This is a genomic window from Candidatus Poribacteria bacterium, assembly GCA_021295755.1.
GTDB lineage: Bacteria > Poribacteria > WGA-4E > WGA-4E > PCPOR2b > PCPOR2b.
Genome location: JAGWBT010000101.1, coordinates 14,966 through 18,579 on the forward strand (window position 1 = coordinate 14,966; position 3,614 = coordinate 18,579).

The 3,614-nt window shown below is 49.1% G+C and carries 3 protein-coding genes; all 3 read right to left on the reverse strand.

What is annotated here, in order from left to right; genetic code table 11:
• Positions 1-288 precede the first annotated feature (288 nt).
• The 3 genes from J4G02_14800 to J4G02_14810 all read right to left on the reverse strand — a co-directional run bounded on the left by J4G02_14800 (position 289) and on the right by J4G02_14810 (position 3,414).
• Entirely contained in the window at positions 289-1,443 is a 1,155-nt protein-coding gene (locus J4G02_14800) for a formylglycine-generating enzyme family protein (GenBank protein MCE2395838.1), read from the reverse strand.
• Between the two features lie 235 nt (positions 1,444-1,678).
• On the reverse strand, positions 1,679-3,223 hold the full coding sequence (locus tag J4G02_14805; protein ID MCE2395839.1) for a DUF4159 domain-containing protein: 1,545 nt from the start codon (positions 3,221-3,223) through the stop codon (positions 1,679-1,681).
• 5 nt (positions 3,224-3,228) lie between these two features.
• Positions 3,229-3,414 (reverse strand): hypothetical protein, encoded by a 186-nt coding sequence (locus J4G02_14810; protein ID MCE2395840.1) that lies wholly within the window; start codon positions 3,412-3,414, stop codon positions 3,229-3,231.
• Positions 3,415-3,614: the final 200 nt, after the last annotated feature.

Genomic DNA, 3,614 nt, shown 5'->3' on the forward strand with positions numbered 1-3,614 from the left:
AAAGCCCGTGCATTGCCTTTGAGCGTTTGATGGATAAGATTTTGATCTGTTGGCATAATCAATTTTCTAGGGCATGTTGGCGAATAAAAACGTTGATCTGTATGCAACAACAAAGCTATGATTCAGGAGTTACGTATTTCAGCATGAGTGGCGCGAAGCAAGTCCGAGCGGATCTCCGATGAATCCCCGATAAATCGGGATGCAAGCACCTACAGTTGGCTGCGTAAGTCCTGAAAAACTGAAATTTCAATCCGATCACGCGGAAAAAAGGGGCAAAGATTTAAGGGGCTACTGAGCCTTCACACAACGGAACCCGGTGTCGAAGTACGCTTTCAAAGGCTCCTTCGAGCTGCGATTAGTGACGCGCTGGTCTGTCCAAACGTCGTACCACGATCCACCGCGCAACACGCGATTTGATTTGACCTCTGTGAAATTGCTTATAACCCAATCCAGACCATTCGCCCCGGCAAACGGATTCTCACGCGGTGAAGTAGAATAGAAATCCGCATTGTACTCATCGAGACACCATTCCCACACATTGCCCGCCATGTCATACAGGCCGTACCCGTTCGGCGGATATTCACCCACCTTTGCCGTATCACCGGTTGTCCGGGTGTTATCACCAGCCGCCCTAGCGATGTGCACCTGATCGTAATCAAATTCATCGCCCCAAGAAAACTTTTTGCCCGACAACCCACCCCGTGCGGCATACTCCCACTCCGCCTCCGTTGGCAGCCGCTTCCCTTGCCACTGTGCATAAGCCATCGCGGCATACCAACTCACATGCACCACAGGGTGCCTCGTTTTCCCGGTGGGATAGGCATTCCCCTGCCAGTCTTTCAGGTAATTTCTATCGTAGAATCGCTCATCAATTTTATCCTTTTGCCAACTTGGGTTAGCACGTACGAACTGCTGATACTCTAAGTTGGTTACCTCGTGTTGGTCCATAAAGAACGCATTGACGTAGACGGTGTGCGCCGGCTGTTCATCGTCCATTCTAGTGAACCTTGCAAGCCACGGGTCGTCGGTACCCATCAGAAATTCGCCTGCGGGAATCGACACCATCCCCTCCGGCGCAATAGGCTCTAAGGGAGGAAGAATCTCGATACTGATTTTGGAACTTTCAACCGCTTCGTTTACACCGTCACTGACATGAACAAGGACAGTAGCGTTCGTTGCCTCCGCAGGGACAGTCCATACCCCGGCTGCATTCACCGTCCCGTCGCTGACTTTCCATTTATAGGTCAACTTGTCGCCATCAGCATCATGGGCAACGGCCTCCAATTTGACCTTATCCCCGGCTTTGACCTGTTGCGGCACAATGAGACGATCAATAATCGGTTGGCTATTGGTCATTTCTGTATCGTCACCGCACCCCGCCACGAAGAGTGCCCCTATCATAACGAGAAACGTGAAAAACATGAAGATTTCTTCCATTTTCATGAGAAGCCCCTTTCCGTGTCCATTGTTGAGGGGTCAAAAATGTCTCAAATCGGTGTATGACTGAACTTTTTACCCTAGATAATTGGATGCTTCATGATATTTGTCAAGCAAAGAGATGTGCTGTTTTGCTGGGTTCTGTTGACATTTTGGTGTCGAGATATGAATCTCGAGCTATAGGCTACTTGAGATGTGATAGGTAATAGAAATGCAGGCGTGCATGACTGATTAACACATACTATTCGACCGCTCCAATCGCTGCGGCTTGGGGTGCACGGGTTGGAATTTTTTGCTGCGCTTGCTTATCTTCTGGCACATAACCGGAGTAATCTGAAATTTTGCCGTGTGTTAGTGCATAGATGGCAACATTGGTCATAAAACGGTAAACGCCGGGCGAGTATTGCACACGACGACTTGGCAGACTGACTGCTTCCATCGCGCACATATAGTCTCGACGAACGACCAGCACAGAAAGTTTGTCACTAAAAAAAATGCCTTCAAGAAAATTCCGTGATGGAATAGCCCTTGAATGAGGGGCAAAATGGGAAATTGACCTTTGCCAATGGTAAATATTAAAGCCAATGGGTGGTCCACCCATTTGATAGAAGTTGTGATAAATTTCATGGCTGTTGGGAATGCGCCCCACATGATATTCTGGCATGATGTGCCGCATATTCGCCAGAAACAGACGGGTCATTGATTGAGCGGAACTATCCATACCACAGTCGTCAAAAATGAGGAGACCTTCTTTTTCAACCAGATACCGCCGCAACGAGATCGCTTCTAATTGAGAGAATTGAGTACTCTTGATACTGCGAAGCATTCGCCCGGTGTCCAATGCTCTTACACTTTTTGCTTTAGTAAGAGCAGGATCATGTCCAGTCATGAAGAGCATCGGCGATTTCATCACATAGGCGTCAGTTAACTTCAGTGCTCCACCCTCTACGTTCATGTCTGTTCGGATGCGTGTCTTTTCATTAAGCCACTTTGCAAATGCGTTAAGCGAAGACGCATCCGTCCACCAATCAGAGAGGTCGTGGCGAAGGCGCGTAAAACGGAAGACACCACGAATATCCCGTCCCTTACCAACGACACTGCCTCCCGGCTCACCGCGAGGCAGAGGTGGCATTTCAAGATTACCGAGCATAACGCCATCAACCACCCCGTCCAAGGCATCCCCAACGGCTCCAACCTCCTTGACCATCGTAAGCCCCGGCGGCAACTCAAACATATCAGTGATCCTGACCTGCACAGTCCGCCCAGAAATCCCACGACCACCACCTCCAATCCCACGGTTCATGTGGCCACCGTTTTTACCTGTGCCTGTGACGACGGGTGAAGACCAAGCTAGCGCATCGGGCGCATCAGAAACGGGGACATCTGTATGGGTTACGACCTGAGGTACAGGTGTATGAGGATTGATCACTTTCGGCACATTGGGATTAACGGGGGCACTAAGTTTCAACGCTTGATTTGAGAACGCGGAGACGTTCCGCGGTTGAACAGTGGCTGTACGAAGGACAGCCGCATCTGTCCTTCTCGGTTGGACTTTAGCCGGTTCAACGATGATCGTGTTTTTGATTGGCACCTCTGGCTTTTGAACGGGTTTGATGACAGGTTTCCGAACTTGCGGCTTGGGCGGAGGATTCGCTGGTTGCAAAACTTCAATGCCTATCAAATCCTTGAATGATTGGGTTTGTGTTACTAGATACCCTCCAATAATAGCAGCAAGACACAGATGGATTGCTAAAGAGATAAACCAAGAACGCGAAACGGTTGACATAATTTTCATTCCTCATAGTATGGCTGCTCCCAACACTTCCAGAAAACGCCAAATGCACGGAGAGAACGCTTGACTTTCTTGGTGATACGTTGTTTGGCGCGATGCAGTCGCCTAGCAATGACACGATGCGACAACCCGCGTTTCTCCGAGGTTTCATCATAGCCGAGGTAGTCAGAACTGCAGACGTGCATGACTGATAAGTGCTATGCGTCTGTGATTAGATTGCTATAAAACCTAAAAAGCGCCGCTGTTGGGCGACGCTAGGGTTTGAAATCTAATGTTATCTTTGATATGCGATCTGCGTTTTACTCGCGCCATGCTTGCTGACCGAGAATATCATCCTGTCCCAATTCATCAAAAATAAGGGCTGTATTGCTACCGTCGGCATCCA